The 5,412-nt window shown below is 54.5% G+C and carries 6 protein-coding genes; 2 read left to right on the top strand and 4 right to left on the bottom strand.

Annotation, left to right across the window (positions count from 1 at the left end; all coding sequences use genetic code 11):
- The 3 genes from ABX962_RS29110 to ABX962_RS29100 form a co-directional block, all read right to left on the bottom strand.
- Positions 1-833 (bottom strand): cation:proton antiporter (locus tag ABX962_RS29110; protein WP_372724761.1); only part of this gene is annotated, 833 nt, incomplete at its 3' end.
- Positions 834-1,060: 227 nt separating this feature from the next.
- Positions 1,061-1,666 (bottom strand): tetratricopeptide repeat protein, encoded by a 606-nt coding sequence (locus ABX962_RS29105; RefSeq protein WP_372724759.1) that lies wholly within the window; start codon positions 1,664-1,666, stop codon positions 1,061-1,063.
- A gap of 70 nt (positions 1,667-1,736) precedes the next feature.
- Complete coding sequence (locus ABX962_RS29100; protein WP_372724757.1) at positions 1,737-2,144, bottom strand: hypothetical protein; 408 nt, start codon at positions 2,142-2,144, stop codon at positions 1,737-1,739.
- 335 nt (positions 2,145-2,479) lie between these two features.
- Here ABX962_RS29100 and ABX962_RS29095 point away from each other — a divergent pair, with 335 nt between their 5' ends.
- Positions 2,480-3,976 carry a TonB-dependent receptor gene (locus ABX962_RS29095; protein ID WP_372724755.1) on the top strand — a complete coding sequence of 499 codons (1,497 nt, stop codon included), beginning with the start codon at positions 2,480-2,482 and terminating at the stop codon, positions 3,974-3,976.
- Positions 3,977-4,077: 101 nt separating this feature from the next.
- On the top strand, positions 4,078-4,818 hold the full coding sequence (locus ABX962_RS29090; protein ID WP_372724753.1) for a dienelactone hydrolase family protein: 741 nt from the start codon (positions 4,078-4,080) through the stop codon (positions 4,816-4,818).
- 30 nt (positions 4,819-4,848) lie between these two features.
- On the opposite strand, the gene ABX962_RS29085 is transcribed toward ABX962_RS29090, so the two are convergent.
- Positions 4,849-5,412: SDR family NAD(P)-dependent oxidoreductase (locus ABX962_RS29085; RefSeq protein ID WP_372724752.1), on the bottom strand; the 564-nt coding region annotated here is incomplete at its 5' end.

Here is a 5,412-nt window from a genome sequence, read left to right as displayed (position 1 = left end):
TGAATCATGTCGGTGAACCAAGCGCCGAGCGACATGCAGGCTAACGCGATCGCCAAACCCGCCGGATGCAACGAGTCTCCATGGGCGTGAATCCCACCGAGCAATCGGTTCAACAGTGGTCGAATCACGATCACAGCGGTCAATACGAATGCGATCCCGCCGCCGATGCTCCAGTATGCCACCGAAAAATTGTCGTCAAAGCTGGCTAACACCAGTGCTAACAAACACCAAGCCGCAGCATCGTCAATCGCCCCAGCCCCGATTGCGACCGTGCCCATCCGAGTTCCCGTGAGCCCTTTGGTGTGAATGATCCGGGCCAACATCGGGAACGCGGTGATGCACAATGATGCGCCCAAGAACAACATCGCTTCGATCATGCCGGTTTGCGGCATGAACATCGACGTATGACGAACAAAGAACCACGCCAACGCCGCGCCTAAGGCAAATGGAACCAGCATCCCCGCGAGCGAAACGGCGAGCGAACTGCGAAAATGTTGGCGAACAATATCGATGCGAAACTCCATGCCAACGACGAACATGTAGAGCGCCAATCCGAGCTGAGAAATCGGATACAGATAGCTCTGTGAATCTCGTGTGCTTTGGGTTGGATCCCATGGAAACAGCGATTGCTGCCACTCGGGCAACCAAAGACCAAACAGCGAGGGCCCCAACGCAACCCCTGCAATCATCTCTGCCACGACTTGCGGCTGGCCAAATTTCGACGCCACCCATCCGACGCCACGGCACACTAACAAGATTACCGCAATCTGCAGGAAAAGATGGAGCGTTAAGTCAAGGTTGTTCATCGGCGGCGGAAACACGCAATCACGCATCGGACAGCGAACCGTTCGCAAAGTCGATGCACCACTCGGCGACTGACAACGCTCCCCGCGTCATCCGCAAATAATTATAGACAACAATCGCAGGTTGTCCTATGTTTCAGTTTCTCTGATTCGCGAATGGTTAGTCGCGAAGTAACGTCAGGCAGTCGTCCCCGGACTCGCATCCGGGGCTATCTCCTGCCCTCGCTATCGCGACTTATCCATGCTGCCGACCGGACCTAGACGGCGAGCTCAAGCGAATTGTCACTTGGCTTGTCAAATTGACGTTGAACCGTGTCGGTTTCAAACTCGAATTCAAACTCGCCCGGCTCAAAATCGATGGGAACTTGACATCGAGGCGGCTCGATGCGGTTAAGTTTCCAGTCAATTCGCCGCAGCCAAGACAGTGATTTTTCCCAGGTCTTGACCGCATCACGTATACGAATCGCCATCGGGTGATTCGGTTCGCGTGTTTCGTTGATGACATCCAGTGCACCGCTTGGTGACCCTTTCATCAACAACGCCAAGGCAAAGTTGCGTTTGCATGCGTTGCTGACGTCGGCTCGCTCGGTGACACTTCCCGGCGTCAGCACGAACTGACGAAATACCGCCAATGCCTCTTCGACATGCCCGAGCCGCAATAGACAAACACCAAGGGTGTTGCGAACCAAGGGGTCACGCCCTGCGGATCGAAGCAGCTCGGCGGCCGCTTGGTAGTCGCGGCGACGAATCAGATTCGAAACGCGTGCGATTGCGGGATGCAGCGGGGTCGCATTTTTGGACTTCGCGGCCGAGGATAAGGATCGAGTTTGATTTCGGGTGTGTTTATGTGTGCGCGCAGACATAAGATTGACTCTCTATAAAAGAACAATTGCAAGCAAGATATAACAGGAAAAAACGAACCAAACGGGTCGTTTAAATCTGCAATCGCACGTGCAAGTTCACGAGAGTTGCTGCCGACACCGAGTCCAAAACGATGTTGCAACTGCAGCAATGCCACTGCGAAGAAGATTTCGCCGGCGAAATCGAGGCAAACCCAACGCCGAGCGTCTTTTCTGACTCGGTCCGACCCTCGAGTACTTGGGCGCCGTGGCCCACGGGACGAACGACCTCGATCGCCACTTTCGCATCGGCTCTGACATCCGCGATGCCCGATACGATGTTAGAACCGTGATCCGCATCCTGGTTGATCCCGATCGGGATCAACTGCACAAACGCCGCCACGAAAATCAACAGCATCAGAGGTTGGCGACAAGCAAGATGCCACCGACTCGGCAAAAATGCCAAGAGCGAGACATCGCTAGGAAGTTGCCGTTGGGCCATCTAAATTACTGTCCGTGGTCGGCCATCATGCTTTGCCATCATGACTTGGCCGTCGAGTGTCATTACTCGGTTGCATCGGGCGTGTTGCGACACGATCGCAACACTTTTGTCAATTATCGGATGCGTTAGATCGTAAGCAAGAGCGCATTGGCAAAATTTCATGAACTCCCGTCACTTCATCGCGGGGGGCTCGATTGTGTCGCCTGTGTCAGCCCTACGGATCCCCCACCGACGAAATCGATCAGATTGCACCGATTTCCCCAGCCCGCAGGCTTTATGTAATCCATACCTATACGTTGCAGTAATTTTTGGGGCCATGTTAGAGGAACCGGGGCATGTTATCGGAACGACCGAACACAGAACGCAAAGCACTTGCGGTGAACTTGGACGCACGTCGCTATGGATCGTTCGCCGAAATCGGCGCCGGCCAGGAAGTCGTTCGCTGGTTCTTTCGCGTCGGTGGTGCTGCCGGTACGATCGCCAAAAGCATGTCGGCCTACGATATGTCCGTCAGTGATGCGATCTATGGTCATTGCGAACGCTATGTTTGCCGCCAACGACTACAAGACATGCTCGATCACGAGCATGCACTCAACCTCGAGCGTCTGCGTGAAAGTCGCGGCGATACCACTGCCTTCTTTGCGTTTGCCGACACCGTGTCGGCTCGCAATTTTCATGGCACCAACGATTGTCACGGCTGGATGGGGATTCGGTTCCAGGCCCATCCACGCGACCAAGACAGCCAAATCATCCTTCACGTCCGCATGTTGGACACCGAGAATGCGCTACAACAGGAAGCCCTCGGCATCGTGGGCGTCAATTTGCTGTATGGTGCCTTCTTTCTAAACCATGAACCCGACCAATTGATCGAATCGTTGCTTGATAACTTGAGCACACGACGAATCGAAATTGACATGATCGAGTTTTCGGGGATTGCGTTCCGTCACGTTGACAACCGTGTGATGAGTCTGCGGTTGGTGCAACTCGGACTCAGCAGTGCCGCGATGTTTTCCGCCAACGGTGAAGTGCTACAGCCTTCCGAAGTACTTTATAAGAAGCCAATTCTGGTCGAACGCGGCAGTTTCCGTCCGCTTACCAATGTCAATGTCGACATGATTGAAGCGGCAAAAGAAAAATTCCAAGGCGAAGCCGACGTGGATGCGAGCGAAGTCGTCTCGCTTGCCGAAATCACGATGAAAAATTTGCAAGCCAATGGAGACATCGATCTGCGAGACTTCCTGGCACGCGTGGATCTGCTTGCCGCCAGCGGGATGACGGTCCTGATTTCGGACTACTTCGAATACTATCGGCTTGCCGCCTATTTAGCTCGCTATACCAAAAAGAAAATTGGCATCACGATGGGGGCCGCCAGCCTCGTGGAGTTATTCGACGAAAAATATTACACCAAACTCGACGGTGGCATCCTCGAGTCGTTCGGGCGTTTATTCAAGAACGACCTGAAACTCTATATTTACCCGTTGCTGGATCGTAAATCGGGCGAACTGACTACCGTGGACAACCTGAAAATCGCCGAGGAAATTCGCACCTTGTATCAGTACTTGGTCGACAAGGGATGCATCGAACAACTTGACGACTACAATCCCGAGCACCTCGGCACGTTCTCGCGCGAAGTCCTCGAGCAAATCCAATCGGGCGATCCAAGCTGGACCGAGCACGTGCCAGCCGAAGTGGCTGCGTTGATCCAACAGCGAGGGTTCTTTGGTTGTCGACGTCCAAAGGCCGTCAAGGCGATTGAAAAGCCGCGAGCGGCAATCGCGCCCCTCGCAGTCGGCAACGGATTGATTCCATCGGCGCAAGTCCAATCGTACTGATTTGCGGTCGCCATCGACACGGTTTGTCACGATGCTCTATGATCATGGCGAAAACGTGCGGCGTGATCGCCGCAGTCTTTCGCCGATTTGGGAAAACTGCAATGCGAATCAAACCTGTTGAAAATGTAGATCTGACGACGCCTTACGGATCAATGCGAACGCACCTGTTTCGCCCTGATCGCGACGGTAAATTTCCGGGCGTGATCCTGTTCGCCGAAATCTACCAGATGACCGAACCGATCGCCCGCACCGCAGCCATGATCGCGGGTCATGGCTTCATCGTCGCCGTTCCCGATGTCTATCACGAATTCACCGAGCCCGGTGAAGCGTTTGCCTATGACGCCGTGGGGACCGAACGCGGAAACACTCTGAAGACCACCAAGGAACTCGCCAGCTACGATGCGGATGCGCGGGCTGCGATCGATTTTCTGCAAAACGATTCGCGATGCAGCGGCCGGATCGGAACCGCCGGAATCTGTCTCGGTGGACATCTCGCCTTTCGTGCCGCCATGAACAAACAGGTGCAAGCCGCCGTGTGTTTCTACGCGACCGACATTCACAAACGCAGTTTGGGCAAAGGGATGTGCGACGACAGCCTGGACCGTATTCCCGAAATCGATGCCGAGATGATGATGGTTTGGGGACGCCAAGATCCTCATATCCCCGGCGAAGGACGCCGCATGATCTACGACGCGATGACCGCCGCAGGCACGCGATTCAGTTGGCACGAATTCAATGGCGAACATGCCTTCATGCGAGACGTCGGCCATCGCTACGATCCCGAACTCGCCCATCTGTTAAATGGCATGATGTGCCAGCACTTCAGCAGCCATCTGAAGTGATTCGATTCTAAATCGCGTCTCGGTGACCTGTTAAACCTCGTTGTTCTGTACGGCGGCGCGCTGCGTTAACGTGGTCAGCACCGAGGGCGACCAATTCGATTCACTTTGATGCCCCTTGGCCGCTCGGCGACCGATCCCACCCATCTCGGGAAGTACGCGAGCTGCGATCGCGAGCATCTCGTTGGTAAGCTCGGGGAACATTTGCTGCAATGCAATGGTGAAGTTAAGCGGATTGCGGATGAACACTTCACCGCGTCCATGTTGGCAGGCGTTCAAAATTTGATTCGCTGCGGTTTCCGCATTCATCGCCATCCCCGGAATCGAATCTCCGATGCTGAACCATGTATACTCCTCGCGATGTTTACCTTTGAAGATCGCGTTGCGAGGGCTGCCGGTACACATCAATCCGGGACAGGCGGTGGTGACAAAGATATTTTCTTGTTTCAATTCGGCTCTTAAACCGTTGGAAAGACCGACCAAAGCAAATTTGCTTGCCGCGTACGGCAGCATGTGAGGCACCGCTCGTTTGCCACCAACCGAAGCGACGTTGACGATCCGCCCCCATCCTTGATTTCGCATGTGCGGAAGAGTTTC

It is taken from the genome of Novipirellula sp. (assembly GCF_041583735.1).
In the GTDB taxonomy this organism is placed as follows: domain Bacteria; phylum Planctomycetota; class Planctomycetia; order Pirellulales; family Pirellulaceae; genus Novipirellula.
This window is presented reverse-complemented; position numbering and strand designations above follow the sequence as displayed.